Source organism: Streptomyces sp. NPDC044064 (assembly GCF_056434245.1).
Map to the genome: position 1 here is coordinate 217,374 of NZ_JBWKFN010000007.1, position 25,436 is coordinate 242,809.

At 71.1% G+C, this 25,436-nt stretch carries 23 protein-coding genes; 9 read left to right on the forward strand and 14 right to left on the reverse strand.

Annotated elements, in window-relative coordinates:
• Nucleotides 1–69: 69 nt before the first annotated feature.
• Entirely contained in the window at nucleotides 70–864 is a 795-nt protein-coding gene (locus tag AC07DS_RS14165; RefSeq protein WP_479145078.1) for a metal-dependent hydrolase, read from the forward strand.
• 11 nt (nucleotides 865–875) lie between these two features.
• Here AC07DS_RS14165 and AC07DS_RS14170 read toward each other — a convergent pair whose 3' ends face one another.
• The 4 genes from AC07DS_RS14170 to AC07DS_RS14185 all read right to left on the reverse strand — a co-directional run bounded on the left by AC07DS_RS14170 (nucleotide 876) and on the right by AC07DS_RS14185 (nucleotide 5,635).
• Complete coding sequence (locus AC07DS_RS14170; protein WP_479145080.1) at nucleotides 876–1,139, reverse strand: type B 50S ribosomal protein L31; 264 nt, start codon at nucleotides 1,137–1,139, stop codon at nucleotides 876–878.
• A gap of 42 nt (nucleotides 1,140–1,181) precedes the next feature.
• Complete coding sequence (locus AC07DS_RS14175; protein WP_145880084.1) at nucleotides 1,182–1,649, reverse strand: DUF5709 domain-containing protein; 468 nt, start codon at nucleotides 1,647–1,649, stop codon at nucleotides 1,182–1,184.
• Nucleotides 1,650–1,994: 345 nt separating this feature from the next.
• On the reverse strand, nucleotides 1,995–3,812 hold the full coding sequence (locus tag AC07DS_RS14180; RefSeq protein ID WP_479145082.1) for an ABC transporter ATP-binding protein: 1,818 nt from the start codon (nucleotides 3,810–3,812) through the stop codon (nucleotides 1,995–1,997).
• Nucleotides 3,809–5,635: an ABC transporter transmembrane domain-containing protein gene (locus AC07DS_RS14185; protein WP_479145084.1), complete on the reverse strand. Its 1,827-nt coding sequence runs from the start codon at nucleotides 5,633–5,635 to the stop codon at nucleotides 3,809–3,811. Before AC07DS_RS14185 ends, AC07DS_RS14180 begins: the two co-directional genes overlap by 4 nt.
• A gap of 233 nt (nucleotides 5,636–5,868) precedes the next feature.
• On the opposite strand from AC07DS_RS14185, the gene AC07DS_RS14190 reads away from it, so the two are divergent.
• A complete protein-coding gene (locus AC07DS_RS14190; protein WP_479145086.1) occupies nucleotides 5,869–6,603 on the forward strand; it encodes a L,D-transpeptidase family protein in 735 nt (244 codons plus the stop codon).
• A gap of 174 nt (nucleotides 6,604–6,777) precedes the next feature.
• The gene (locus tag AC07DS_RS14195; protein ID WP_479145088.1) at nucleotides 6,778–8,403 is read left to right on the forward strand and encodes a peptide-N4-asparagine amidase; all 1,626 of its coding nucleotides are present in this window, start codon (nucleotides 6,778–6,780) and stop codon (nucleotides 8,401–8,403) included.
• Nucleotides 8,404–8,606: 203 nt separating this feature from the next.
• On the opposite strand, the gene AC07DS_RS14200 is transcribed toward AC07DS_RS14195, so the two are convergent.
• The gene (locus tag AC07DS_RS14200) at nucleotides 8,607–9,056 is read right to left on the reverse strand and encodes a MarR family winged helix-turn-helix transcriptional regulator (RefSeq protein WP_479145090.1); all 450 of its coding nucleotides are present in this window, start codon (nucleotides 9,054–9,056) and stop codon (nucleotides 8,607–8,609) included.
• A 115-nt stretch (nucleotides 9,057–9,171) separates the two neighbouring features.
• Between AC07DS_RS14200 and AC07DS_RS14205 the strand changes: the two genes are divergently transcribed.
• Nucleotides 9,172–10,974: an ABC transporter ATP-binding protein gene (locus tag AC07DS_RS14205; RefSeq protein ID WP_479145092.1), complete on the forward strand. Its 1,803-nt coding sequence runs from the start codon at nucleotides 9,172–9,174 to the stop codon at nucleotides 10,972–10,974.
• Nucleotides 10,975–11,042: 68 nt separating this feature from the next.
• Nucleotides 11,043–11,945, forward strand: coding sequence for an endolytic transglycosylase MltG (gene mltG / locus AC07DS_RS14210; RefSeq protein ID WP_479145094.1), 903 nt, complete (start codon nucleotides 11,043–11,045; stop codon nucleotides 11,943–11,945).
• A gap of 12 nt (nucleotides 11,946–11,957) precedes the next feature.
• Here the strand turns inward: mltG and AC07DS_RS14215 are convergent, their stop codons facing one another.
• Nucleotides 11,958–13,043: an NAD(P)-binding domain-containing protein gene (locus AC07DS_RS14215; protein ID WP_479145096.1), complete on the reverse strand. Its 1,086-nt coding sequence runs from the start codon at nucleotides 13,041–13,043 to the stop codon at nucleotides 11,958–11,960.
• Between the two features lie 125 nt (nucleotides 13,044–13,168).
• On the opposite strand from AC07DS_RS14215, the gene AC07DS_RS14220 reads away from it, so the two are divergent.
• Together AC07DS_RS14220 and AC07DS_RS14225 are read left to right on the forward strand one after the other, a co-directional pair.
• Nucleotides 13,169–14,176, forward strand: a complete 1,008-nt coding sequence (locus AC07DS_RS14220; protein ID WP_479145098.1) for an RNA-binding protein — start codon at nucleotides 13,169–13,171, stop codon at nucleotides 14,174–14,176.
• 129 nt (nucleotides 14,177–14,305) lie between these two features.
• Nucleotides 14,306–14,728: a secondary thiamine-phosphate synthase enzyme YjbQ gene (locus AC07DS_RS14225; RefSeq protein WP_479145100.1), complete on the forward strand. Its 423-nt coding sequence runs from the start codon at nucleotides 14,306–14,308 to the stop codon at nucleotides 14,726–14,728.
• A gap of 267 nt (nucleotides 14,729–14,995) precedes the next feature.
• Here the strand turns inward: AC07DS_RS14225 and AC07DS_RS14230 are convergent, their stop codons facing one another.
• The 5 genes from AC07DS_RS14230 to AC07DS_RS14250 form a co-directional block, all read right to left on the reverse strand.
• Nucleotides 14,996–16,762: a choline/carnitine O-acyltransferase gene (locus tag AC07DS_RS14230; protein WP_479145102.1), complete on the reverse strand. Its 1,767-nt coding sequence runs from the start codon at nucleotides 16,760–16,762 to the stop codon at nucleotides 14,996–14,998.
• A 59-nt stretch (nucleotides 16,763–16,821) separates the two neighbouring features.
• Complete coding sequence (locus AC07DS_RS14235) at nucleotides 16,822–17,667, reverse strand: class I SAM-dependent methyltransferase (RefSeq protein ID WP_479145104.1); 846 nt, start codon at nucleotides 17,665–17,667, stop codon at nucleotides 16,822–16,824.
• A gap of 69 nt (nucleotides 17,668–17,736) precedes the next feature.
• On the reverse strand, nucleotides 17,737–18,606 hold the full coding sequence (locus AC07DS_RS14240; protein ID WP_479145106.1) for a HalD/BesD family halogenase: 870 nt from the start codon (nucleotides 18,604–18,606) through the stop codon (nucleotides 17,737–17,739).
• Between the two features lie 280 nt (nucleotides 18,607–18,886).
• The gene (locus tag AC07DS_RS14245; RefSeq protein WP_479145108.1) at nucleotides 18,887–19,141 is read right to left on the reverse strand and encodes a transposase; all 255 of its coding nucleotides are present in this window, start codon (nucleotides 19,139–19,141) and stop codon (nucleotides 18,887–18,889) included.
• A gap of 109 nt (nucleotides 19,142–19,250) precedes the next feature.
• Nucleotides 19,251–19,811: a nucleoside-triphosphatase gene (locus tag AC07DS_RS14250; RefSeq protein ID WP_479145110.1), complete on the reverse strand. Its 561-nt coding sequence runs from the start codon at nucleotides 19,809–19,811 to the stop codon at nucleotides 19,251–19,253.
• 109 nt (nucleotides 19,812–19,920) lie between these two features.
• On the opposite strand from AC07DS_RS14250, the gene AC07DS_RS14255 reads away from it, so the two are divergent.
• The gene (locus AC07DS_RS14255; protein WP_479145112.1) at nucleotides 19,921–20,373 is read left to right on the forward strand and encodes a YbhB/YbcL family Raf kinase inhibitor-like protein; all 453 of its coding nucleotides are present in this window, start codon (nucleotides 19,921–19,923) and stop codon (nucleotides 20,371–20,373) included.
• Between the two features lie 5 nt (nucleotides 20,374–20,378).
• Here AC07DS_RS14255 and AC07DS_RS14260 read toward each other — a convergent pair whose 3' ends face one another.
• The 3 genes from AC07DS_RS14260 to AC07DS_RS14270 form a co-directional block, all read right to left on the reverse strand.
• Complete coding sequence (locus AC07DS_RS14260) at nucleotides 20,379–21,023, reverse strand: protein-L-isoaspartate(D-aspartate) O-methyltransferase (RefSeq protein ID WP_479145114.1); 645 nt, start codon at nucleotides 21,021–21,023, stop codon at nucleotides 20,379–20,381.
• Nucleotides 21,013–21,366: a hypothetical protein gene (locus tag AC07DS_RS14265; RefSeq protein ID WP_479145116.1), complete on the reverse strand. Its 354-nt coding sequence runs from the start codon at nucleotides 21,364–21,366 to the stop codon at nucleotides 21,013–21,015. Before AC07DS_RS14265 ends, AC07DS_RS14260 begins: the two co-directional genes overlap by 11 nt.
• Nucleotides 21,367–21,496: 130 nt before the next feature.
• Nucleotides 21,497–22,594 carry a baeRF2 domain-containing protein gene (locus AC07DS_RS14270; RefSeq protein ID WP_479145118.1) on the reverse strand — a complete coding sequence of 366 codons (1,098 nt, stop codon included), beginning with the start codon at nucleotides 22,592–22,594 and terminating at the stop codon, nucleotides 21,497–21,499.
• A 617-nt stretch (nucleotides 22,595–23,211) separates the two neighbouring features.
• Here AC07DS_RS14270 and AC07DS_RS14275 point away from each other — a divergent pair.
• Nucleotides 23,212–25,380: a SpoIIE family protein phosphatase gene (locus AC07DS_RS14275; RefSeq protein WP_479145120.1), complete on the forward strand. Its 2,169-nt coding sequence runs from the start codon at nucleotides 23,212–23,214 to the stop codon at nucleotides 25,378–25,380.
• The last annotated feature ends 56 nt before the right edge of the window (nucleotides 25,381–25,436 follow it).

Sequence of the window (25,436 nt, forward strand, 5' to 3'; positions counted from 1 at the left end):
CGCCGACGGCGCGTCAGTGCGCTGGGTCAACTGGACAGCGGCACATGAGGAATGGGGCGGAAAGCGGCCATGATGGGACCAGCACACTCACTGTCGGGGGCCGCGGCCTGGCTCGGCGTAGGAGCGGCGGCAGCCGCGGCCGGGCACCCGATGCCCTGGCCGGTCCTGCTCGTCGGTGCGCTGATCTGCGCCGGTGCAGCGCTTGCCCCGGACCTCGACCACAAGGCGGCCACCATCTCGCGGGCCTTCGGGCCCATCTCGCGATGGCTCTGCGAGATCGTGGACAAGTTGTCCTACGCCGTCTACAAGTCGACCAGGAAGAACGGCGACGCGCGGCGCTCGGGCGGCCACCGCACACTCACACACACCTGGCTGTGGGCGGTCCTCATCGGCGCAGGCAGCTCCGCCGTTGCGATCGCCGGTGGCCGGTGGGCGGTGCTGGCCATCCTCTTCGTGCACATGGTCCTGGCGATCGAAGGTCTGCTGTGGCGGGCGGCCCGGGGCTCCAGCAGCGATGTCCTGGTCTGGCTGCTCGCGGCGACGAGCGCCTGGATCCTCGCGGGAATCCTGGACAAGCCGGGCAACGGCGCAGACTGGCTGTTCACCGCGCCGGGCCAGGAGTACCTGTGGCTGGGGCTGCCGATCGTGCTGGGCGCGCTGGTGCACGACATCGGGGACGCGCTGACGGTGTCCGGCTGCCCGATCCTGTGGCCGATTCCGGTCGGCCGCAAGCGCTGGTACCCGCTGGGGCCGCCGAAGGTGATGCGGTTCCGGGCCGGCAGCTGGGTCGAGCTGAAAGTGCTGATGCCGGTGTTCATGCTGCTCGGGGGAGTGGGCTGCGCCGCGGCCCTCAACGTGATCTGACGCTGTCGGCGTCAGCCCGCATCGCCCGGTTCCGCCCCGCCGTACCGGCGCTCGAACCGGGCGATGCGGCCCTCGGTGTCCACCGTGCGGGCCTTGCCCGTGTAGAAGGGGTGGCTCTCGGAGGAGATCTCCACATCGATCACCGGGTAGGTCTCGCCGTCGTCCCACTCGATGGTCTGCTCGCTGCTCGCGGTGGACCGGGTGAGGAAGGCGTAGCCGGCGGCGCGGTCGCGGAAGACCACGGCGTGGTACTCGGGGTGCTTGTCCTGCTGCATGGCGGCTCCTCGCGCGGGGCGGTCGGGCAGGGGGCGTCCTGGTCAGCCGGAGAGGGAGTCCTCGTCGACGATGTGCATCGCGGCCTCCTCGGCGGAGGCCGCCGCTCCGTCGATGCCGACATCGGTGGCGATGAGGGCGCTCTCCTCGTCCTCGTGGGCGCCTTCGTCGGGGGCGACCAGACGGCCGGAGCGGCGCGCGCCGACCTCGTTGTCGAGGAGTTCACCGTCGGCCTCGCAGTCGCCGATGCCGTCGCTGTCGGATGCGACCGCGTCCGGCAGTTCCTCGGCGAGCCGCTGGTCCAGCGTCTCCCCGGACAGGCGCTCGCTCGCCGTCACCCCGCTGTGCTCCACCGCCCACGGTCGCTCCGGAGGGGACCAGCCGCGGTCCAGCGGGTCGTCGACGCCGTCGAAGTCCAGTGTGTCCTCGACGTCGAGCACGCCCGAGTCCTCCCGGACCTCCGAGGCATCGGGCTGGTAGACGTCGTCCCCCCATCCGTCGCCGCTGTCCACGGGCACCTCCAGGTGGTGAGGACGGCCTCGTGCCCCGGCGAGGGGCAGGGCGCCGCCGGCACGCTCGGCACGGGATTCACGCGGCCGGAACCAAAGGGGTCCCAGCCGTTCCCCGAGCCGGTGCCGCTATCCAGCCTTCCACCCCTGATCGGCACTGCGCAACGGCACGGGCGGTGGCCTGTGGTCGCGCACCCCCGCCAGGCCCCGCCTCTCCGCCTCTCCCCGGGGTCACCCACCCACCCCCGTCCGGCCCATGCGGTCACTGTCCGTGACACCGCGTGCCCGGTCGCCGTCCGTGGCGCCACGAACGCGGCGACACGATCCTCAGGCCCTGTACGCGAGCGCTCAGCCGTGCCACGACCGCCACAGCGCCGCGTACGCCCCGCCCGCCGAGACGAGCTCCTCGTGGCTGCCCAGCTCGCTGATGCGGCCGTTCTCCACCACGGCGATCACATCGGCGTCGTGGGCGGTGTGCAGGCGGTGGGCGATGGCGACCACCGTGCGGCCGTCGAGGACGCGGGCCAGGGAGCGTTCCAGGTGGCGTGCCGCGCGAGGGTCCAGCAGCGAGGTCGCCTCGTCCAGGATCAGGGTGTGCGGGTCGGCCAGCACCAGCCGGGCCAACGCGATCTGCTGGGCCTGCGCCGGGGTGAGCGCCAGTCCGCCGGAGCCGACCTCGGTGTCCAGTCCGTCGTCCAGCGCCCGCGCCCAGCCGTCCGCGTCGACCGCGCCCAGCGCCGCCCACAGCTCGGCGTCGTGGCTGCCGATGGGGGTCCCCACGCTCGAGCGAAGGCGAGCGTGGGGGAGGGCCAGCAGGAGGTTGTCGCGCAGGGAGCCGACGAAGACGTGGTGCTCCTGGTTGACCAGGGCGACGTGCGAACGGACGCGTTCGGCCGGCATCCGGGACAGTTCCGCGCCGCCGAGGGTGATACGGCCGTCCCGGGGCGCGTAGATGCCGGCGAGCAGCCTGCCCAGCGTGGACTTGCCCGCACCGGAGGGGCCGACCAGCGCCAGCCGGGTGCCCGGGGCGACCTTCAGGGAGACCATGCGCAGCACGTCGACGCCCTCGCGGTAGCCGAAGTGCACGCGGTCGGCGTGCACGTCCCGTCCTCCGGGGGCCAGCGTGGAGTCCCCGGCGTCCGGCTCGATGTCCCGGACACCGACCAGCCGGGCGAGCGACACCTGGGCCACCTGCACCTCGTCGTACCAGCGAAGGATCAGGTTCACCGGGTCGACGAGCATCTGCGCGATGAGCGCGCCCGTCGTCAGCTGACCCACCCCGATCCAGCCCTGCAGCACGAACGCACCGCCGACCATGAGGACCGATCCGAGCACGATCACGTGGACGGCGTTGATCACCGGGAAGAGCACGGAACGCAGCCAGAGGGTGTACCGCTCCCAGGCGGTCCACTCCTTGATCCGCCGCTCCGACAGGGCGATGCGCCGGGCTCCCAGGCGGTGCGCCTCGATGGTGCGGCCCGCGTCCACGGTCTCGGCGAGCGCGGCGGCGACGGCGGCGTAGCCGGCGGACTCGGAGCGGTAGCCGGAGGGCGCCCGTTTGAAGTACCAGCGGCACCCCACCACCAGCACCGGTACCGCGAGCAGCACGGCGGCCGCCAGCGGCGGGGCCGTCACGACGAGCCCGCCGAGCAGCAGCAGCGCCCACACGACACCGATCGCCAGCTGCGGTACGGCCTCCCGCATGGCGTTGGCGAGGCGGTCGATGTCGGTGGTGATGCGGGAGAGCAGGTCACCCGTGCCCGCCCGCTCCAGCACGCCCGGCGGCAGCCCCACCGAGCGGACGAGGAAGTCCTCGCGCAGGTCGGCCAGCATCCGCTCGCCGAGTACCGCACCGCGCAGCCGCACCTGCAGGACGAACAGGGCCTGCACGAGAAGGGCGCACACGAACAGCCCGGCGGTCAGGCCCAGATGAAGTTCGCGTGCGCCGTCCGACACACGCTCGACGAGGCCGCCGAGCAGGTACGGGCCCACCATGGAGGCGACCACGGCCACGGTGTTGACCGCGATGAGGAGAAGGAAGGCCCGGCGGTGCCTGAGGAACAGCTCGGACACGTAGGCGCGCACGGTCGAGGCCGCGCCGACGGGCAGGGTGGTGGCGGTCGTCGGGGCCGCCGGGTCGTACGCCGGTGGCGCAACGCCGATCATGCGCTCTCCTCGATCTCTTCCAGCTTGTCGAAGGCGCCCAGGAGGGCGCCCCTGTCGGCCAGGGCCGTATCCGCCTCGGCGGCGGCCAGCTCCTCGTCGGTCTCGCGCGTCACCACGGCCCGGTATCGCGGTTCGGTGTCGATCAGTTCGCGGTGCCCGCCGACCGCCACCACCTCGTCCTGGTGGACGAGGGCGACCCGGTCCGCGCGGTCCAGCAGCAGCGGCGAGGAGGTGAACACCACCGTCGTCCGGCCCGAGCGCAGCCGTCGCAGCCCGTCCGCGATCCGGGCCTCGGTGTGCGAGTCGACTGCGGAGGTGGGCTCGTCCAGCACCAGCACCTCGGGGTCCGTGATCAGGGACCGGGCCAGTGCGAGCCGTTGGCGCTGGCCGCCCGACAGGGAGCGGCCGCGCTCGGTGATGCGGGCGTCCATCGGGTCGGTGGCGTCGAGCGACCCCTGGACCAGGGCGTCCAGGACGTCGTCGCACTGCGCGGCGGCCAGCGCGTCCTCGGCGCGTACGGCACCGGAGGAGGGCACGTCGAGCAGTTCGCGCAGCGAGCCGGACAGCAGCACCGGGTCCTTGTCCTGGACGAGGACGGCGGTGCGGGCGCTGTCGAGCGGGAGGTCGTCGAGCGGCACCCCGCCGAGCAGCACTGCCGGGCCCGGCTCGGCCGGATGGCCGCCCAGCCGCTCCGCGAGTCGCCCGGCCGCGTCGGGGTCGCCGCACACCACCGCGGTGAGCCGGCCGGAGGCCGCGAGCAGACCGGTGGCCGGGTCGTACAGGTCGCCGGCCGGCACCGTGGCCGCGCGGGAGCCGTCGGCGTCCGTGGACCGTTCCAGCGACAGCACGCGCGCTGCCCGTTTGGCCGAGGGCCGGGAGAAGGAGTACGCCATGGCGATCTCCTCGAAGTGCCGCAGCGGGTAGTTGAGAACCATGACAGCGCTGTAGACGGTGACGAGTTCGCCGACCGTGATCCGGCCCTGCCGGGCCAGGTGGGTGCCGTGCCAGACGACGACGATCAGCAGCAGTCCGGGCAGCAGCACCTGGATCGCGGAGATCAGCGACCACATCCGGGCGCTGCGCACGGCCGCGTGCCGTACCTCCTGCGAGGCGCGGCGGTAGCGGTCGAGGAACAGCTCCTCGCCACCGATCCCGCGCAGCACGCGCAGTCCGGCGACGGTGTCCGAGGCCAGTTCGGTGGCCCGGCCCGCCTTCTCGCGCTGGACGTCGGCGCGACGGGTGGCCCGCGGCAGCAGCGGCAGCACGGCGAGCGCGACGACCGGCAGGCCCACGGCGACGACCACACCGAGGGCGGGCTGGTAGACGACCAGTCCCACGCAGACCACGACGACGGTCAGCGCGGCGGCGGTGAAGCGGGAGAGGGCCTCGACGAACCAGCCGATCTTCTCCACGTCGCCGGTGGAGACGGCCACCACCTCGCCGGCCGCGACCCGCCGGGTCAGCGCGGAGCCGAGCTGGGCCGCCCTGCGGGCCAGCAACTGCTGGACCCGGGCGGCGGCGGTGATCCAGTTGGTGACGGCGGTCCGGTGCAGGAAGGTGTCGCCGACGGCGATCGCCGTGCCGCACAGCAGCATCAGAACACCCGTCAGGGCGAGCCGGGTGCCTGAGTGGTCGATGACGGCTTCGACGGCGAGACCGACGCAGAAGGGCAGGGCGGAGACGGCGACGAAGTGCAGCAGGCCCCAGGCGAGCGACTTGAGCTGGCCGCCCATCTGGTTGCGCCAGAGCCACCACAGGAGGCGGGGCCCCGAACGTGCGTCCGGCACGCCGGGGTCGGAATACGGAAGGTCTTGAATCTGCATGACGTCCCAGTGGCTCGTGTCAGGGAGGACGGGAGGCGGGAACAAACCGTGAAAGGGTCGCGTCGCAGACTGGTGAATTTCAACCGGTTTTCCCCGGCGGTCTGCGAAATCCACCGGGTTCCGGCCAGGTGCCGTCACCCGGAGCGGCCCACGTCCCAGAGGCCGGTGGTCCGGTGCGGCGAATGCCCGGAGGGTCGCTCGTTCGGCCGATACGTGGATGTCATCATGGTCCGGTGCGGATAGACGGTGTGCGGCGAGTGACCATTGCGATGGCGGCCTTCGGAACTCTCCTCGCGGCCCTGTCCGCGTGCGGGGCGGAGGGGCGCGGCCACGCCGCCCCGGAACCCGGCGGCCAGGCACGGCAGTCCGGCACGGCCGGCCGTGACCCGCGCAGCATCCCGGGCGTGGGCGCCGGCCTCCAGCGGCGGATTCCGGCCGACTCCCGGCAGGTGGTGGCCGTCTACGGCGACGGCAAGGATTCGGCGGACGCCACGGTCGTGCTCTACGCCAAGCACGGCGAGGCATGGCAGCGGATCCGCAGTTGGTCGGCACACAACGGCAAGAAGGGCTGGACCACCGACCATCACTCCGGCGACCGGCGCAGCCCCGTCGGTGTGTTCACCCTCACCGACGCCGGCGGCGTACTCAAGGATCCGGGCGCCGAACTGCCCTACACGCAGGACGCCGCCTTCACCGCCCCGCGCTGGTGGGCCAAGTCGCACTGGCACGACTTCGACTACGTCATCGCCATCGACTACAACCGGGTCAAGGGCACCCCGCCGAACGATCCGACGCGCCCCCAGGGTGAGGAGAAGGGCGGCAGCATCTGGCTGCACATGGACCACGGCAGCGGTACGTCGGGCTGCGTCAGCATGTCCAAGCCGGCCATGGAGTACCTGCTGCGCACGCTCGACCCGCATCAGCATCCCGTGGTGGTCATGGGGGACAAGGCCGACCTGATGAGCTAGTGCCGCATCGGGCGACGTTCGTCGGCAACGGTCGCCTGTGCGGCATCGCCGGCGCCGGGTGGCTGAATCAGCGAGGTCATCGGCACGGCAGGGATCACTTACGGGACAGCCCTTGGTGCGGATGGCGGGACGCCTCATTGCGGGACTGCCCCGACTCCCCGTAGAACACCGGCCATGAGAAGACGGATAGTCATGTCCATGCTCGCCGGAGCGACCCTCCTGGCGGGCACGTTCTTCGGCACCGGGGTCACTGCCGCGCAAGCCGCACCCCAGGCAACCACGGACGTTCCGGCCGAGTTCGGCACAGACTGGCACGACCCGGTGACCGCCGCCCCGCCCGTCGACCGTCCGCACACCAAGTCCTGCCAGGTCACCCTGGCCGAGGCCCAGTTCCGTGACTTCACCCCTTACCGGGGCGCCTACACACCGCCCCAGGGCTGCGGCGACCACTGGAGCAAGGTCGTCCTGCGCCTCGACGGCAAGGTGAAGGGACGTCAGTACGACCGCCTCGGCTATCTGCACGTCGGCGGGGTCGAGGTCCTGCGCACCTCGACGCCCGAGCCGTCGCCGGACGGCATCGAGTGGCATGTGGAGAAGGACGTCACCCGCTACAGCGACACCTTCCGCGGCCCGCAGGACGTCGAAATGCTCATCGGAAACGTCGTGGACGACACCTACACCGGTGTCATCGACGTCAAGGTGACGCTCACCTTCTACGCGGGCCGCGCCGAGACACCCGCGCCCGACCGAGTCCTCACCCTGGCCGACACGCCCGACGGTACGACCCTCACCACCCCGCGCAACAGCGAGCGCATCGTCGCCGAGGTGTACGCCACCGGATCCGGCGGTGGCTGCGAGGAGTTCTGGTACCTGACCGTGGCCGACCCGGCGTCGTACTCCTGCAAGGCGGACCACGGGCCGTACCGCGAGGTGCAGATCAAGGTCGACGGGCAACTCGCCGGCATCGCCGCTCCGTTCCCGAACGTGTGGACCGGCGGCTGGTCCAACCCCTTCCTCTGGTACGTCATCCCGGGGCTGCACGCCTTCGACGTCAGGCCCGTCCAGTACGACCTGACGCCCTTCGCCGGACTTCTGAACGACGGACGCCCGCACCGCGTCGAAGTCTCCGTCGTGGGAGTGCCCGCGGGGCAGTCCGGCTGGAGCGCCCCCGTGAACGTCCTGGTCTGGCAGGACGCCCACCGCGCCCACGTCACCGGTGCCCTCACCACGGACCGGGCGAGCGACATCGCCAACTCCTCGACCTACACACCCGGTTCCGAGAACCGCGTCGACACGGAGGCGGGCCACCGGCTCACCGTCTCCGGATACCTGAACACCTCGCACGGCCGCGTGACCACCACCGTCACCCGCACGCTCGCGAACACCTCCGCGCACCGCTGGACCGACGGCGAGAACACGGACGGGCTCGACGCGACCTGGACGGACGACGAGACGGTGAACGTGCACGGGCAGGGCCCCGCGCGAACGACGCACACGCACCGGACGTACACCATGAACGGCGCCACGACTCTGGGAGCGAACGACCGGCTGCGCACCGTACTGGACCTCGGCGACCGGGCGACGGTCGTGGAGCGGCAGGGCGGCCGGCGCACCGCGTGGTCGCGGTTCGACGACACCTACAGCGGCGACGCGGCGTACACGATCAACGTCCCGCGCGACCAGCGGCATGCGGTCGGCACGTCGAGCGAGCGCTACCGCCTCACCGGCTCGGACGGTTGCTACGACCGTTCGCTGACCTCGGTCCAAGGGGTGCTGACGGAGGACCGCAGCCGTTGCTGAAGGCGGCGGTGCGGGCCGCGCCACCCGAGTGATCTCGCCGCCGGTGTTGTGTGCGGTCGGCGTCGGCGGCGGTGTGGCCGGTGGCCGGGCGTCGGGCGGCGTTCGGGCGGATCGGCTGCCGTCTATCGCCGAGGCCGGCTGGCCCGCGTCCGCATACGCACGCGACCCCCGCTTCGACATCGTGGAGCGGGGGCCGCGGCCGTTCAGCAGGGCTTGGCGGCCTCTCCGTCGATCAGGGTGTCCAGCAGCACGCCCAGCACCTCGCGCTCCTTCTCCGTCAGCGGAGCCAGGATCTCCGCGGCGGCAGAGCGGCGCGCTCCGCGCAGCTCGCGCAGGGTGGCCCGGCCCTCGTCCGTCAGCTCGATACGGGTCACCCGCCGGTTCGTCGGGTCCGCCACCCGCCGCACCTTGCCGCTCGTCTCCAGCCCGTCGACCAGTGTCGTCACCGCACGCGGCACCACCTCCAGGCGCTCGGCCAGGTCGGCCATGCGCGGAGGCGAGCCGTAGTGCGCGAGGGTGCGCAGCAGCCGGGACTGGGCCGGCGTGATGCCCAGGTCGCGCCGCTCCAGGTGGCGTTTCTGGATGCGGTGCACCCGGCGGGTGAGCCGCAGCAGCTGCTCGGCGAGCAGGCCCTCGGGATCCGGGGTGGTCATGCGGGAACAATATCAGGATGCCGTTCATTGTGAGTATAGGTAACAATGAGCTACGATCCGTTCGCCATCGTCGGCCGCACCCTCGGCCGGCGCCCGCTCACCTCCGTAGGAGCCCATGCACCCCGACCGTGAACCCTCCTGGACCCCGCCTGCCGACGCCGATGAACAGCCCCGGCAGGTGCGCCGCATCCTGAAGCTCTTCCGTCCCTACCGCGGGCGGCTCGCGATCGTCGGCCTTCTCGTCGGCGCATCCTCGCTGGTCTCGGTGGCCACGCCGTTCCTCCTCAAGGAGACCCTCGACGTCGCGATCCCCGACGGCCGCACCGGCCTGCTGAGCCTGCTTGCGCTCGGCATGATCCTCAGTGCCGTCCTGTCCAGCGTCTTCGGCGTGCTCCAGACGCTGATCTCGACCACTGTCGGCCAGCGCGTGATGCACGACCTGCGCACCGCCGTCTACGGCCGTCTGCAGCGCATGTCGCTCGCCTTCTTCACCCGCACCCGCACCGGCGAGGTGCAGTCCCGCATCGCCAATGACATCGGCGGCATGCAGGCCACCGTCACCTCCACGGCCACCTCTCTCGTTTCCAATGCCACCAGTGTGGTCGCCACGATTGTCGCGATGGTCGCCCTCGACTGGCGCCTGACGGTCGTCTCGCTGCTCCTGCTGCCGGTGTTCGTGTGGATCAGCCGCCGCGTCGGCAACGAACGCAAGAAGATCACCACCCAGCGCCAGAAGCAGATGGCCGCGATGGCCGCCACGGTCACCGAGTCGCTCTCCGTCAGCGGCATCCTGCTGGGCCGCACCATGGGTCGCTCCGACTCCCTCACCGCGTCCTTCGCCGAGGAGTCCGAGCGGCTGGTCGACCTCGAGGTGAAGTCGAACATGGCCGGGCGCTGGCGCATGGCCGTGATCACGATCGTCATGGCCGCGATGCCCGCCGTCATCTACTGGACCGCCGGCCTGGCCCTCCAGCTCGGCGGCCCGCAGGTCTCGCTCGGCACCATCGTCGCCTTCGTCTCCCTCCAGCAGGGCCTGTTCCGCCCGGCCGTGAGCCTGCTGGCGACCGGCGTCCAGATCCAGACCTCCCTCGCGCTCTTCCAGCGCATCTTCGAGTACCTGGACCTGCCCATCGACATCATCGAGCGCGAGGAGCCGGTCCACCTCGACACGATCAAGGGTGAGGTCCGCTTCGAGCAGGTCGAGTTCCGCTACGACGGCAAGGGCGGCCCCGTCATCGACGGCGTCGACGTCACCGTCCCGGCCGGCGGCAGCCTGGCGGTGGTCGGCCCGACCGGCGCCGGCAAGTCCACGCTCGGCTATCTGGTGCCCCGGCTCTACGACGTCACCGGCGGCCGCGTGACCATCGACGGCGTCGACGTGCGCGACCTCGACTTCGACACCCTCGCCCGCGCGGTCGGTGTCGTCTCGCAGGAGACGTACCTCTTCCACGCCTCGGTCGCGGACAACCTCCGCTTCGCCAAGCCGGACGCCACCGACGAGGAGCTGCACGCGGCAGCCCGGGCCGCCCAGATACACGACCACATAGCCGCGCTGTCCGACGGCTACGACACGGTCGTCGGCGAACGCGGGCACCGCTTCTCCGGCGGCGAGAAGCAGCGCCTCGCGATAGCCCGCACCATCCTGCGCGACCCGCCGGTGCTCATACTCGACGAGGCCACCAGCGCCCTGGACAACCGCACCGAAGCCGCGGTGCAGGACGCCATCGACGCCCTGTCGGCCGACCGGACGACCCTCACCATCGCCCACCGCCTGTCCACCGTCCGCGGTGCCGACCAGATCGTCGTCCTGGACTCCGGCAAGGTTGCCGAACGGGGCACGCACGAGGAGCTGCTGGAGCTGGACGGCCGCTATGCGGCTCTAGTGCGCAGGGACGCCCAGCTGCAGCCGGCGGGCTGACATGGAACCGTAGCCGACAAGCTGACGATATGTCGGATTTTAAGCGATATACGTATTAACGTGCCTGTATGCAGATGAACACTCCGCGACGGAGCACGATGCGACTGACGCGCCGGGGCAGGTTCCTCCTCGTCGTGTCCGGCGCCGCCCTGGCCGGCACCGCCGCCGTGGCGGTGCCGCTGCTGACTCGGGAGAGCGGTCACGTGGAGGCGAAGCCCCCCATGCTGGTCGTCCCGGAGGGCTGGCGCGCGAACCAGATCTACGACGCCGTCGACAGGGCCCTCGGGCTGCCCCAGGGCAGCACCCGCAAGTCACTCGACAAGGCCGGCCTCAAGCTGCCGAAGGAGGCCGCGGGCAACCCGGAGGGTTACCTCTTCCCGGCGACCTATCCCGTCGAGAAGGGTGCCACCCCCGAGTCGCTGCTGCGGTTCATGGTCGACACCGCCAACAAGAAGTTCAACGGGGCGCCGGTCGCGGCCGGGGCCCAGCTCAACGCGGTGAACGTCTATCAGGCCGTCACCATCGCCAGCATCGTCCAGGCCGAGGCAGCCACCAAGGCCGACATGGGCAGGGTGGCCCGGGTCATCTTCAACCGGCTGCAGCGGGGCATGCCGCTGCAGATGGACTCCACCATCAACTACGCGCTGAACCGCAACACCGTGCACACCAGCCTGGACGACACCCGCATGGAGAGCGTGTACAACTCCTACCAGCGCATGGGGCTGCCGCCCACACCGATCGACAATCCCGGCGAGGACGCGATGCGTGCGGCGATCAACCCGCCGCCCGGCGACTGGCTGTACTTCGTCACGATCAGGCCGGGCGACACCCGCTTCACCGCCGACTACTCCGAACATGTGCGCAACGTGGCCGAGTTCAACGCCGCGCACCAGCCGTCGGGCCAGTCCCAGCAGCCGCAGCAGCCCAGCGGAAGTCCGCAGCGGCTGCCGGCCACGCAGCCGCCCCGCTGAGCCGGCGGGACATCACGCGGCGGCCGGCTCGACCGGCTTTTCGGCCAGCAGCCGCGTGATGTCCCGTACGGCCGCGCGTCCGGCCCGATTGGCGCCGATGGTGCTGGCCGAGGGGCCGTAGCCGACGAGGTGGATGCGCGGATCGGCGACCGCGCGGGTCCCGTCGATCCGGATCCCGCCGCCCGGTTCGCGCAGCCGAAGAGGCGTGAGGTGATCCAGTGCGGCCCGGAAGCCGGTTGCCCACAGGATCACGTCGGTGTCCGCGTGCCGGCCGTCGTTCCACTCCACCCCGTCCGGGGTGATCCGGTCGAACATCGGCTGCCGGTCCAGGACCCCGTCGGCCAGTCCCTGCCGGATGGCGTCGTTGAGCGGAAGTCCGGTGACGGAGACCACACTCCTCGGCGGCAGACCCTGCCGTACCCGCTCCTCCACCAGTGCCACCGCCGAGCGGCCCGCTTCCTGGTCGAACGGGCCCTCGCGGAAGACCGGGGGCCGCCGGGTGACCCAGGTGGTGGTGGCCGCGTACGGGGCCAGCTCCAGCAGGTGCTGGGTGCCGGACGCCCCGCCGCCGACGACCAGGACCCGCTTCCCGGTGAACTCCTCGGGGCCGGCGTACTGCGCGGTGTGCAACTGCCGTCCGCGGAAGGTCTCCTGACCGGGGTAGCGCGGCCAGAACGGCCGGTCCCAGGTGCCGGTCGCGTTGATCAGCGCCCGCGTGGACCAGTTGCCGTCCGAGGTCTCCACGAGCAGTCGCCCATCGTCCCCCTCGCGCACGGCGCGGATGTCGACGGGGCGCCGTACCCGCAGGTCGAAGGTGCGCTCGTACCGGTCGAAGTACTCGCGGATCACCTCCGCGGAGGGCCGGGCCGGATCGGCGTCCGTCAGTTCCATGCCGGGCAGGGAGTGCATCCCGTGGACCTTGCCGTACGTCAGCGACGGCCAGCGGAACTGCCAGGCGCCGCCCGGGCCGGGGGAGTGGTCCAGGACCGCGAAGTCGCGGTCCGGCTCGAAGCCGGTGCGTCGCAGGTGATAGGCGCTGGACAGACCGGCCTGACCAGCGCCTATGACCAATACCTCGACCTCGCGCAATTCGTTCACGGTTCCACCAACAGTGAGGCGGTCATGGATCTTCCCGAGCACTCGGTGGGGAACCGGCGATTCGTGGCAGAGGACATCGCGCTGAGCGGGCGGGTGCGGACGGGCCTGTGCGGAAGGATGGGGCCGTGCCGACCCACGTGTACCGCGTCACCAAGTACGACCCCGCCGACCGTGACGAACACGGCCACTACACCGGTCCTGAGGACACTGTCAGCGACCACGGCGAGGTCGAGGCGGCCTGTCTTCAGGCGGTCGCGGCGTTCGCCGCGGACACGGGCATCGAGCACCTGGTCGTACGCGAACCGCAGGTTCCCTCCCTCGCGCACTTCGGTGTCGAACCTCCGGTGGACGGTTTCGGCCTGGACGGGCTCTTCCCGTCCGGCCTGGCCGGCTTCCACGACGGGGCACAGGTCCCGCTCGACATCGCGCTGGAGCTGGTGCGGGTCATGCTGCGCGACACCGGTGCCTGGTGCCGACTGGAGACGGAGGACACGTTCGCGGTCCACGTGGGGTGGGACCAGTACCTCTACATCACCAGCAGCCGGCCCTGCGGGGAAGCGCTCTCCCGCACCCGCGAGCTCGGACTGTTCCCAGAGCGTCTGGACGCCTCCCCGTACGCCTTCGAGGCCGAGGAGGAACAGCAGGGCGTCCAGCGGCCCGGGGACGATGACTTCTGGGCAGAGCTGCACGGGGCAGTCGTCACCGGCCGCGCAGGAATCCTGGAAGAGACGTATCTCGAAGGCGCCTCACGATGGCACCACCTCACCAGCGACACCATCGACTCGGTTCGCGTCGCACTGGCTCCCCGGGCCCGTCTCGGAGTCTGGCCACCCCTGTCCACGGACATCGACGCCGCCCTGAGAGCCCTGCCCGCTGATGGCCTTGTCGAAGGCGTATGGCAGCACGACGACGGCCTCATCCACAGTGCCGTCGCCGACGAGGAGGGGTTCGCCGAACTGACCGCCCGAATGTCCGGTGCCCGCGCTGCCGCACTACTGCCGGTGTATGCGGGTGAACGTGTGCCGCTGTGCACTGCTGTCATGCCCGACAACGACGGGGTCCTGAGGGCTCGTTGGCGGACCGGGCCGACGCCGGGCGACCGGGACCGGGCACTTCGTCAACCCAAAGCCTGAGTCCCCGACCATGCCGAAAGGGCCCGCGACGCGCTCCATGGTCAACGGTGCTTCGCCCATGGACCGCACGTACCAGGAAGAGGTCGCGCCACGCCATGGGGAGCCCGGTGTATGGGCCAGGATGGAGGCATGCCACATGCCTTCACCACTCGGATGCTGCACGTCGCCACCGGTTCCCGGGAGCGGGTCGTCGACCTGACCTCCGACTGCGCGGAGTTCCTGCGTGAGGCCGCGGCCGGCCGCGACGGCCTGCTCAATGTCTTCGTGCCTCATGCAACTGCCGGCATCGCCGTCATCGAGACGGGTGCCGGCAGCGACGACGACCTCCTGACCGCCCTGCACGCCCTGCTCCCCGCCGACGACCGCTGGCAGCACCGGCACGGCAGCCCGGGCCACGGCCGCGACCACGTCCTGCCCGCGATCGTCCCGCCGCACGCGACCCTTCCGGTCATCGGCGGCCAACTGGAGCTGGGCACCTGGCAGTCGGTGTGTCTCGTGGACACCAATAAAGACAATGCCAACCGTCAGGTGCGGCTGAGCTTCCTGGGCTGAGCAAGATCGTCCTGGGTGTGGCCGCCAAATCTCAGTACGCAACTGGGAGCGGCATTCTCCGGCCTCGGTCATGGCAGTGGTGACTGCGGCTCTGACGTCGCGATCGCCGTGGAGGAAGGTGCGGGAAACGTCCGCGCGGCGGCCGACGGCGGCGACGCTGACCTGGTCTTTCTCCGCTCAGCTCAGGACCTGCTCCGCCACTGGAGGCGTCCGTGCCGCCGGACCGTGCTCCCCGGTCGGGAGTTCCGGTCCGGCGGCGGGCTCCGTTCAGTCCTCGGGCCGCTCGGACGCCAGCAGCTCCCGGAGTTCGTCCATCGCCTCCCGGAGCCGGTCGGCGAACGTTCGCATCTGCGCAGCGACCGCCATCGGCGTGCTCAGGTAGAGGTTGAACCGCTCGGGAAGCAGCACATAGGCGACACCGATGCACTGGCTGCTGGTCGACCCGAAGCCGAAGTACTGGATATTGACGGACGGCGCGGAGCTCGTGCTCAGGTAGTCGTCCCGCATGGTCAACCAGCCCGGCGTCCGGTACAGCGCGGGCTGCTCGGTCACCCCCAGCTCGGCCCCGCGCCGGCGCTGGATCAGCTCCAGCTCCCACAGGTGCTGCTCCGGCACCTGCCCGGCCTGGCACGCCTTCGCGCGTGCCACATGGGCCTCGGTGGCTGCCCGGAACGCGGCGCGCCGGGCGTCCGCGTCCACTACCGGGTCCTCCATCGCCGCCACGAAAGCCACCATCTCGGTGGTGACGACGCGCATCGCCTCGGTCCGCCCGTGCCGGTACTGCCGGGTGGCAATCGACTCGTACGTGGCACCCAGGTGCCCCTTGGCGCGCTGGTGGGCGAGCTGGTAGGCGGCTTGGACGAACGCGTCCGGTGAGACCCCCAACCCCTTGGCCGCGCTGCTGCCGAAGTCCGCGAACGACAACGTGCTGGTCGCGGTGTTCTCCCCGTACGCCGCGAACGCGTCGGCGGCGGAGCGCGCCTGGTCCCGCAGCGCGTCGTCCAGTTCGAACACGATCCGCTCCAGCGCCGGCAGCCCCTGGGAGCGGGCTCCGGACTGCCGGGACTGCTCCTCGGCCGGGGTGTTGAGCAGGGCGTCGGTGAAGGTGAGGATCGTGGTCCCGTCCAACTCGCAGTGCTCGACGTTGATGCCCGCCCGTCCGTCGGCGAAGACGACGAAGGACACGGCCTTGTCGAACCAGCGGTTGCCGCGGTCGCCGTACAGCAGCTGGTCACAGGCCTCCTGGACGTCCGCGGGGGCGAAGTCCTCCAGAGCGACGCAGAACAGCGCGGTCTCGACATCGTCAAGGGCGTCGGCGTTGCGGGGGTGGCAGGCGACAAGGGACTCCCGGGCGGCCGCCCACTCCGCGCGGGCCATGGTGGTGAGGTGGCCCACCGAGGTGTCCGCGCCGGCCGGGTCGGCGCCGGCCTTCATCACGGCGCGCAGTCCCGCCTCGATGTCATCCAGGCTGTGCGGGACACCGTCCGGACCCAGCACGTCCAGCCGGAACATGCCGCCCCGGAAGAACACCACGACGTGCCGGGCCTCGGACGGGCCCGGCCACTCCTCGGTGTGGGGGGCGCGGACGGTGTCCTGCTGCACGCCGGGGATACGAGTGGTGGAGAACAGAAACTTGTTCTGCACCATCGACTGAGGTGCTCCGCGCTGCACCACCGGTGGAATCAGCCCCTGATCGAGCTGCCGCTTGTAGTTGAGGGCCCCGGCGACGAGCCCGGCCGCCCGCTCCACCTGCGCCTGGTCGGAGTCCTGGAACAGGAAGAAGAAGTTGGCGTTGAGCGCGATCCGGTCCCGGCGGCCCAGGTATCGGTACGGCCAGAAGGTGTCGAGCCAGCTGTGCGTGCCCTCCGTGGCGTCGTATTCCTCCAGCGCGGCATGCAGCACCCGGCCGGGGCCACCGGGTCGGAGAAAGGCGGCAACCTCCGCCTCGGTCGCCGACCGCTCGTCGGCGGTCAGCAGCGGCGTACACCAGGCGAGAAACCGCTCGCAGCTCGCATCCAGCGTAGGCAGCGGCACGCGCGGGAGGCTGTCCTCCTGGGCGAAGGTCGCGTTGCCTGACGCATCCTGACTGGTCTTCAACTCTGTTCTCGATTCGGATCGTCGGTACCTGTGATGTCGTACGGCCGGGAAAGGTAGAGCTGTGCGTACAGCCAGCCTTCCGCCTCCAGGCCCCGTGGATCCACCCCTGCGGCCGACATGCTGTCGAGCACGAGCGCCTGCTCCTGCGGGGAGGCGAACCGACGCTGTCTGAACACCTCGTCGACGCGGACGGTCCGGTAGCCCAGACTCGCCAGTGCGCGCTCGACGGGGTCGAACGGGAACATCCGCAGCACGAAGTGCGCCATCCAGGGCCGGCGGGTGCCCTGTGCTCGGACTACTCGCGTGAGCGTCCGCTCGGTGACGTAGCCGACGCAGCCCGTCGAGATCACCAGGTCCGTACCCGAGAGCTGGGCGCGCTGTCGCGGTGTGGGCTCGTGCTCCTCCAGGTCGGCTTCCACCACGTCGTCGAGGAACCCGGCCTCAAGACCGTAGGACAGCGCGCTGCCGGAGGTGTCGAGGCCGACGAAGCGGATCGCTTGCGGGGGTTGGCGCGACCGAGCCAGCTCCCGGTCGCGGGCCAGCAAAGCCTCGCGGCTCTCACCCGCACGCTCCTCGTCGCCGTAGCGCGCGTACAGCTCGTCCATGGTCGCGTCGTACTTCAGCAGGGCGGCGTTGGTTCCGTACGAGCAGCCGATGTCCAGCACCTTCGGTACCGCGACGTGCCGGGACTCACGGTACTCCGTGATGATCTTGGCGAAGTAGGGCTTGGCCTGCTGCGGAACGCAGTAGTCGAGCGGGCGAAGCACCCTGAAATAGGTTCGCGGATCAGGCTGGTCGTAGATGTGGTCGAGTGAGACTTTTCCGGTCACGTCGAAACGCACAGGGCTTACTCCTCCGTGGGATCGCGCAGGGGGAAACGGCCTACAGCGACTACGCGTTCTCGCCGCCGGCTAGTCCAGGAGCCGGTCGCCGCGGACCGCCCGGCCCTCGGCCGCCAGGTGCTCGGGCAGCACCCGGCCGAAGAGCTGCCGGGTACGTTCCACGCTCCCGATGACGCCGGGGCGCTCGCTGTAGGCGAATATCGCGGAGTGGCGCGCGACCTCGCCGCGCACCGGGCTCACTCGGTGCAGCGAGTAGCGGCCTTTGAACAACTGAAGGTCACCAGGTTGCAGGGGGAGGCGCCGGGTCAACCGCTCGCCCCGGCCGTCCACCACGTCCCGGACGTCGTCAAAATTCTCGTCCTGCGCGGTCCGAATGTTCGGGCAGTACTCGAAGACGCCGCCGGCCTGCGCTTGCTGGGTGAGCATGCTCACGGTGAACTCGTTGGTGTCGAAGTGCCAGGGGTGCTCCATGCCCGGCGCGATGACGTTGAGAACCAGCCCGGAGAGCGGGTCCGCCAGTTCGTGCAGCTCCGGCAGTTCGAAGCAGCGGGCGATGAAGTGCCGGAATGCCATGTCGGAGTAGAGCCGGCTGATGAGGGAGTCCGCGGGGATGCGGTCCCGCGCGACGAACGCGTTACCCCGCTCGAAGACCTTCCGGCCCGGATGGTCCTCCGGCAGTGCCGAGTCCAATGCGATGTTGTAGACGTTCACCGTCTCGGTGTCGTGGTGCGCCCGGGGGGCGATGGCCGAGCACTCCTGCCGCAGCACATCGCGTAGCGACGGGCGAATGAAGTCCGGCAGCACGGTGCATCCGAGAGTCGACAGGTCGCGCCGGGCACGGGAAACCACGGCCTGTCCCCGGGCGCTCGCGAGTTCCGACAGGGGATAGCGAACCGTGTCTACTGCCTGATCAAGCGTCAGGGCTTCGAAAGAGCGCATTCGATCCTCTCCGCAGGCGGGCCGCCCCTCTCGCCGGTTCCCCCGCCGGCCCGCGGTTCCGCCTCTTACGCACACGTGGGACGAGCGACGCGATCCGTGCGGTCGGCCGGACCTCACGCTCGGCTTTTCAGTAACCAGGCTGGCAGGAAGGGCACTTGAAGTTCCCACAGTGGTGCAGTGTTGTCTGTATGTGACGCGTCACACTGCCCAACTGTGCGTTCCAGCAGGCCTTCGCGGGTTCGGCACGGGCCGACTGTCGCGCAGGAGCCGCAGTGTCCGGTCAGGCCTTCGCGGTCAGTGAGATCAGAATGTCGTTCAGCGCGCCCGTGCGGCGGACGTACGAGGGCAGCAGCTGAGGCCGGAACGTACCCAGCCGGTCCCGGGGGACCCGGACCGTGACCGCACCGACCTCCGTCATGACCTTCTGGGCCCGTAGCCGTTGCGCTTGTTGCCGCCCGGACGGGACCCGCCCGCCGACCCGGCGGCCCTCCGTGGCCAAGTGCTCGTCCGTCTCCGGCTCCAGGGTGGCATGCATCAGGGGGCCGGCATGATGCGCCGCCATGGGAACGGGAGGCGACATTGATGAGGCGTACGCAGTCGGCCTGTGCCACCTGGTGCTGGTCAGCCGGTCGGAGGTTGGCCTCTCATCCGTGAGGGGGAGGCCTTCCGTGCGTCCGGGGCTGCTGCAGCCGGGCCGCGAGCTCCCCCGGCAGGACGTCCCGGTTTGCCGGAGTGAGCTGGATGACCTCGATGTCGGCGCGCCGCTTGAGGGCGTCGGTGAACGGATCTCGGTGCGTGTGGACCGTGGCGACGACGTCGACCTCTGCGGCGAACAGCGCGTCGACCGCGTGCCGGAACGCCGTGCACGCCAGTTCCATCCGCCCCAGCTCGTCGATGAGTACCAGCCGCCCTGTTGCCTCCTCGGTTGCTGCCGGCCGAAGCGACGGCAGCGCCAGTCGTTCCATGACGCCCGGGTCGACGCCGTATTTCCCTACCCGCGGCGGACCGGGCAGGTCGACATGGGCGAGCACTTCCCGCCGGCCTGCCAAGGTTTCCAGGGCGAAACCGACGCGGGCGCCGGATTGCCGGATCTCCTCCGTGGTGAAGCCGGTGGCCGCGTGGGCGGGCAGCAGCGCGGCGAGCCGGCGCAGGGCGGTCGTCTTGCCCGCGCCAGGGCGGCCCTCGAGCAGGATCCTTGTCGGCACACTGCCATCTTCACCCCCCTTCCGGAGGCGGGCCGGGTGGGGTCGGCCGAGCGGGGGTTTTGGGCTGTGAACCGGTGCCGGTGCCGCCGTTGCGGGTATGGCGGCGCGCATGAGCGGAATTCAACTCAGCAGCACCGCGTTCGACGACAAAACGGTGATCCCCCGTCGGTACAGCGGGGAGGGCGAGAACATCTCACCGCCCCTGACCTGGTCGGGGGTGCCCCACGAGGCCACGGAGCTGGTGCTCCTGTGCGAGGACCCGGACGCGCCGGGGACGACCTTCCTGCACTGGCTGGTGACCGGCATCGATCCGGGGACCACCGGGACGGCGGAGGGCCAGAAGCCCCAGGGCGGCCTGCCCTGGCCCAATGGATTCGGCCGCGTGGGCTGGGGAGGGCCGATGCCTCCACCAGGGCACGGGCCGCACCGCTACTTCTTCCGCCTGCACGCCCTGTCCGAGCCGCTGCCGCTGCACGGTCACCCGGGCGCCGAGGACGTGCACCGTGCCCTGAGGGGCAGGGAGCTGGCCTCCGGCACCCTGGTCGGGACCTACCAGCGCTGAGCGCGTCACCGCTGGTCGTAGCCATGGGCGCCGTACAGCCGGACGAACCGGGCCGCGGTGACCGTCCTGCGGTGCACCAGGTTGTGGGCCCGTCGCTCGTACAGCTCGACGCGCTCCTGCCCGCCCTGCCCGATCGGCTGGACGAGCCGGCCACCGGTGCGGAGCTGGTCCACGAGCGGCTCAGGCACTCGCGGGAAGGCCGCACAGACGATGACGGCGTCGTACGGGGCATGGGCCGGCATCCCGAGGGTCCCGTCGCCGAGTACGACCTCGGCGTTGCCGACGCCCTGCCGGGCCAGCCGCAGGCGGGCCTCGTCGGCCAGGTCGGGCCAGCGCTCGACGCTGACGACGTACGCGGCCAAGCGGGCCAGCAGCGCAGTCTGCCAGCCGTATCCGGTCCCGACCTCCAGGACCTGTTCGTCTCCGGTGAGGGCGAGAGCGGAGACCATCATCGTGATCAGCGAGGGCTGGGTGGTCACCTGCCCGTGGGGGAGCGGAACGGGTGTGTCCCGGTACGCGGACGCCACCTCGTCCGCGGGGACGAATTCCGCCCGGGGGATGCTCCGTACGGCCTGCAGGAGGCGGGCATCGGTCACGCCCACGGCGTGGGCCGCGCGGACCAGGTCCTCGGGGGTCCGTTCATGGACCATTGGACCGCGGGGCCGTGGCGGTGGCGTCGGCGGCCCCGGTTGTGGTGCGTTCCGGAAACCGCGCGGCGTGATCGTGCTCGCCGTCCGGCGTCGCCTCGTTGCTCATGTGCTTGGCGCCGTTCTCGCGGTACTCGCAGTGGTGCCGATGAGCGGGGTCCGGTTCCGGCCGGTCGCAGCCCTTGGTCTGGTTGAGGTTGAGCGGCGTCAGCGTCGTACGGCGGACCGTCGTCTGCTCCAGGTAGTACCGCAGCGGGTCGGCCACCGCCGACACGCCTACCGGCCAGGTCTTGGGCGGGGTGATCGAAGCGTTCGTCTTCTCCGGGCCGCTCCTGCTCCTGTCCATGTGTCCCATCCGCCGCTCGTACGCCGCGCTGCCGCTCCAGCCCAGTGTCGGCGTGTTCCGCACGCGGCGCGATGCGGGGCGGTCGGGCGCAAGGGGCGACCCGTGATCCGGGAGGCGCAGCGCGTCGGCGTCAGGACGGGGTCCCCGGGTCGGCGTACCGCAGCAGGGCACCCACGCCCTCGTACAGCCTCAGCTCGCTCTCCGGCACGACGACCAGCTCGGCACCGGTGCCGACGAGGGCCCGGACGAGGGCCTCGTCGGCGCGTTCCTCGCGCGGGGCCCGCACGCCGAAGGACATCAGCTCGGCCTCGGTCAGGGCGAGCTGAGTGGGCTGGGAGCCCGCCCAGAGTCGCAGCGAAGACTCTGGCGGCCGGTTCAGCAGCAGTGCCGCGACCTGGCCACGCTGGAGGGCGGCGACGGTGGCGGCCAGCCCCTCCGTCATGGGTCCGTCCAGAGCGCGCCGGCCGATGAAGATGTCCACGAGTTCCCGGTCGTGCGCGGCCATGCGGCCGCGGAAGACGCCGTCGAGCTGCGGCTCCAACAGGGCGCGTCCTGTGTCGGTGGGGGTCCGGCCGCCCACGCGTACGACCTTGTCCCGCAGGCTGTGCGGCAGTCGGCGGATCAGTACGTTGCACGCCCACTCGTCTCCGCCCACCACGACGGCGTCGGCATGAGCGCGCCGTGCCCGTTCGTCCAGTCGGTGGCCGAGCCGGAGGGAGGCGCGGTGCCAGGTCGCCACAGCAATCCTGCGGTGCAGCCGCTCACCCGGGGTCACGGTCGACGCGGGCCAGGTGCCGGTCTCCGCCTCCAGAGTCACCCAGCCGTGGGTCTCGGCGGTCGGAAGGCCGCCGTAGTGGACGACCACGGCCATGTAGGGGATCTCCGGAAGGTGCTGGGTGACCAGGGGCATCGCCTCCGGCAGGGTGCTGTAGCGCGCGGAGTCGTGCTCGGGCGGCCTGGGCAGCTCTCCGTCCAGGACGAGCGTGCCGTGGGCGGCGAAGATGGCCTGACCGTGCGCCCCCGGTACCTCTGTGTCGGCGCCGACCACCTCCTCCAGTACGTTCAGCAGCGCCCGGTCCGAGCCCTGACGGGACAGGCTCTCGCGCAGCCGTCGCCAGCGCTGCGCGATCGCCCGGTCGGGATGCTCGACGTTTCGGGAGGTGTTCAGGTACACGGAGGCGAACGGGCCCGGCTCCGCGTAGAGGGGTTCAAGGAACGACAACCTCATCGCCACTCCTCGTCGAGGTCCCCTCCTTGATGATGCGCGCCCCGAGGGCGATGGGGCTCGACGAGCGCAAAGCGGTGCGGAACGCGGCCGGTCAGGCGCCGGCCGGCAGCAGCCGGCCCATCGTGCGCATGGTGGCGGCGACCAGGCCGCCCGGCACCGCCGAACCGCGGGCTGGACAGCAGGCCGCTGAGCAGCCGGGCTCTGCAGCCGGAAGCAGGAGCAGTCCGCGTGCGAACACCAGATCGTGGCGGGGCCGCCTTGCCCGACGTGAACACCGGTTCCTGGGCCGTATTCGCCGGACTGAGGGGGGCGCTCGTGAGCTGCGGATCCAGCACAGGCCCACCATCGCGCGCTGGACCGAGAGCACAGCGGGGGTGATCCCGCAGCCGCCGGCCGGTGACGTCGAACGTCGTGTTGTGCGTGACGGATTCGGCGTGACGAGGTCGGTCCTGCGGCGGTCGTCGCATCCTGACGGGCGAGGGACCCCGGCACCGTGATCCCGGCCCCGCCGGCCGCGGCGTTCCTCACTGTCCGCGTTCAGCGCGTGATCCGCTGATGTGGGCGAAGCGACTCCCAGTGTTATTCAATGAGGTGTGCCGGATTGCTGAGAGAGCCGCATGGACTCCACACCCTCGCCTTCGTCTTCCTCGCCGTTCGACCTGGTGAGCAGCGCCCTGGGGCGCTACATCCCGAGCGGCGGAGCGGCAGCGGCAGCGGCCGCAGGTCCTGCCGAGGCAGAGGGCAACCACGCCATAGGCCGACGCGTACCCGACAAGGCGGCAGTCGGCGGTCAGGATCAGATTCTGGGCGCGGTCAACCTGGACAGGAACCTGCGAATCACCCGCTGCAATCTGGACGCCCCCGTATTCGCGGGTCTGGACCCCGCGGTCGGGAGCCCTTTCGTCGATCTCCTGCCCCCCGGGGACGTACCGACGGTCACACGGCGGTTGCGGCAGGTCCTGGAAACCGGTGAAGCGCACGTCGCCCGGATCCAGCGCCTGCGGCGCCGCGACGGGTCGGAGCTGGTGGTCTCGCTCAGTATCCTGCCCGCCGCGGTGCCTCACGAAGGCCTGACCGTCTCCGTGATCGCGATGGCCACGAGGCTGCACCTGTACGCCGCCGAGACCGCGATCGGCACCTCGCTGGACATCGGCGAGACCGCGCAGTCGCTGGCGGAGTCCCTGCTGGCCTGGGGAGACGTGGCCGCCGTCGACCTCGACTTCGCCGTGTGGACGGGTGAGGGAGTCACCGACCATGCGCAGGGGCGCATCCGGCTGCGGCGGGCGGCTCTGGTGCCGGACCGCGCGTGGCCCGAGGGCTACGTGACCACCGGCGACGATCTTCCCAGCGACGCGAGCCGCCTGCTCGCGCAGGCTGTACGGCGAAACGATGCACCGCAGGCCATCGTCATACCCGACCGGGAGGCGGTCGAGCGGGTACTCGGCAGTCCGCGAGTGATGCGTGCCCTGGTGCCCGGTGACCGGTCGGCGGGCGTGGCCTGCATACCGCTGGTCCTGGACGGCGCGCCGCCCGTCGTGCTGGGCGTGGTGGAGGTCTGGCGGCGGGCGGACTCCCCCTTCCGCGACAGCGAGCTGTTCGACCTGCAGGAACTGGTGGCCAGGACCGTCCACCACGTCGACCTGGCCCGTCAGCACCAGCGCGAGCACACGCAGGTGCTGGCGTTGCAGCGCCGGCTGCTGCCCCGCACCGGCGGCGACACCATCGAGATCGCCAGCGTCTACCAGCCCGCCACCCCCGACAGCGCGGGCGTCGGCGGCGACTGGGTGAACAGCTTTCCGCTGCCGGACGGCCGTACCGCGCTGGTGGTCGGTGACGTCGTCGGGCACGGCCTGGGAGCCGCGGCAACCATGGGCCAGCTGAGCATGGAGGCCCGCGCGCTGCTGTCCGCCGGGCTGGCGCCCGACGAGGTCCTGGAGCACCTGGACGAGACCGTGTCGCTGCTGGACGACGCGGACTCCGGGCTGGCGGCCGGCTACAGCGCCCTCGGGTCGACCTGCTGCATCGTCCTCTACGACCCGGTCAGCCACCACGTGGCGCTGTCCAGTGCCGGCCATCTCCCTCCGGTCCTGGTGTCCCCGGACGGGCACGCGGGCCCGCTGCCGGTCAGCCCTCACCCCGGCCTGGGAGCCGAGTTCGCACTCCGTGAGCCGTTTGACGTGCACACGTTCGACGTGCCCCCGGGCTCCCTGCTCGCCCTCTACACCGACGGTCTGGTGGAGGATCCTGCCCTGTCGATCGACGAGGGCATCGGCAGGCTTGCCCAGGTCGTGTCCACGGTGCACCCCTGGGACACCCTGCAGCAGGCCGCACGGCACGTCGTCTCCGCAATGGCGCCCGTGCGTCACCGCGACGACGTGACCCTGCTGCTCGCGCGCATGATCGGCTACCGCAAGGGGGACACCGCGACCTGGCGGCTGCCCGCCCGTGACGACGCACCCGCCCGCGCCCGCGCGCAGGTCTCCGCGCTGCTGCGGCAATGGCGCACCAGGGGCGACACCCTGGACAACGTGTCGCTGCTGATCAGCGAGCTGGTCACGAACGCGGTGCGCTTCGCCACCGGTCCCATCACGGTACGGCTGATCAGGTCCGGTCACAGCCTGCTGTGCGAGGTGGGAGACACCGGCAACGGCAGGCCACGGCTGAGCCGGGGCGGCCTCCTCGACGACAGCGGTCGTGGCCTGTACGTCGTGCACGGGCTCACCACCCGGTGGGGGGTGCGGTGGACGGACACCGGCAAGGTGGTCTGGGCGGAAGTCGCCAGGTGACGCGGCTGAGGGCGGGGGCACGAGCGGCGCAGGAGAGCACGGCGAGGGTACGGGAG

What these genes read in the sequence shown, in the direction of transcription:
- AC07DS_RS14165 (WP_479145078.1), top strand. Translation starts at nt 70, where the DNA reads ATGATGGGACCAGCACACTCACTGTCGGGGGCCGCGGCCTGGCTCGGC.
- AC07DS_RS14170 (WP_479145080.1), bottom strand. Translation starts at nt 1,139, where the DNA reads ATGCAGCAGGACAAGCACCCCGAGTACCACGCCGTGGTCTTCCGCGAC.
- AC07DS_RS14180 (WP_479145082.1), bottom strand. Translation starts at nt 3,812, where the DNA reads ATGATCGGCGTTGCGCCACCGGCGTACGACCCGGCGGCCCCGACGACC.
- AC07DS_RS14185 (WP_479145084.1), bottom strand. Translation starts at nt 5,635, where the DNA reads ATGCAGATTCAAGACCTTCCGTATTCCGACCCCGGCGTGCCGGACGCA.
- AC07DS_RS14195 (WP_479145088.1), top strand. Translation starts at nt 6,778, where the DNA reads ATGAGAAGACGGATAGTCATGTCCATGCTCGCCGGAGCGACCCTCCTG.
- AC07DS_RS14200 (WP_479145090.1), bottom strand. Translation starts at nt 9,056, where the DNA reads ATGACCACCCCGGATCCCGAGGGCCTGCTCGCCGAGCAGCTGCTGCGG.
- AC07DS_RS14205 (WP_479145092.1), top strand. Translation starts at nt 9,172, where the DNA reads ATGCACCCCGACCGTGAACCCTCCTGGACCCCGCCTGCCGACGCCGAT.
- mltG (WP_479145094.1), top strand. Translation starts at nt 11,043, where the DNA reads ATGCAGATGAACACTCCGCGACGGAGCACGATGCGACTGACGCGCCGG.
- AC07DS_RS14225 (WP_479145100.1), top strand. Translation starts at nt 14,306, where the DNA reads ATGCCACATGCCTTCACCACTCGGATGCTGCACGTCGCCACCGGTTCC.
- AC07DS_RS14240 (WP_479145106.1), bottom strand. Translation starts at nt 18,606, where the DNA reads ATGCGCTCTTTCGAAGCCCTGACGCTTGATCAGGCAGTAGACACGGTT.
- AC07DS_RS14245 (WP_479145108.1), bottom strand. Translation starts at nt 19,141, where the DNA reads ATGCATGCCACCCTGGAGCCGGAGACGGACGAGCACTTGGCCACGGAG.
- AC07DS_RS14255 (WP_479145112.1), top strand. Translation starts at nt 19,921, where the DNA reads ATGAGCGGAATTCAACTCAGCAGCACCGCGTTCGACGACAAAACGGTG.
- AC07DS_RS14260 (WP_479145114.1), bottom strand. Translation starts at nt 21,023, where the DNA reads ATGGTCCATGAACGGACCCCCGAGGACCTGGTCCGCGCGGCCCACGCC.
- AC07DS_RS14265 (WP_479145116.1), bottom strand. Translation starts at nt 21,366, where the DNA reads ATGGACAGGAGCAGGAGCGGCCCGGAGAAGACGAACGCTTCGATCACC.
- AC07DS_RS14270 (WP_479145118.1), bottom strand. Translation starts at nt 22,594, where the DNA reads ATGAGGTTGTCGTTCCTTGAACCCCTCTACGCGGAGCCGGGCCCGTTC.
- AC07DS_RS14275 (WP_479145120.1), top strand. Translation starts at nt 23,212, where the DNA reads ATGGACTCCACACCCTCGCCTTCGTCTTCCTCGCCGTTCGACCTGGTG.